This is a genomic window from Psychroserpens mesophilus (assembly GCF_050617655.1).
GTDB classification, from domain to species: domain Bacteria; phylum Bacteroidota; class Bacteroidia; order Flavobacteriales; family Flavobacteriaceae; genus Psychroserpens; species Psychroserpens mesophilus_A.
In genome coordinates this window covers 1-298 of the sequence record NZ_JBODQC010000114.1, presented here as the reverse complement: position 1 = coordinate 298, position 298 = coordinate 1, and the positions used below count along the sequence as shown (strand labels likewise).

At 55.0% G+C, this 298-nt stretch carries 1 pseudogene; it reads right to left on the bottom strand.

Going from position 1 to position 298, the window contains the following annotated elements:
* Window positions 1-298, bottom strand: a pseudogene (locus ACRHNM_RS16565) (alpha-1,4-glucan--maltose-1-phosphate maltosyltransferase); the annotation flags it as partial.

The window sequence follows — 298 nt, the reverse complement described above, 5'->3', positions numbered from 1 at the left end:
CGGGCGGGAAAACGCCTCGGCCAGGAACAGGACGTCCGGGTGTTTCTTTTTGACTTCGGCAATCAGCCAGTTCCAGAAATAGTAGGGTTTTGTATGCGGGTTGTCCACCCTGAAAATCGTTACCCCGAAGCCGACCCATTGGAGGGTTACTTCCAGCAATTCCTTCCAGAGCGCCTTGTATGCGGGTGTTTCGAAATAAAAGTTGACGATGTCCTGGTATTTCTTCGGCGGGTTTTCCGCGTACTGCATCGTGCCGTCCGGCCGCCTGCCGAACCATTCGGGGTGGTCCGCAAAGTAC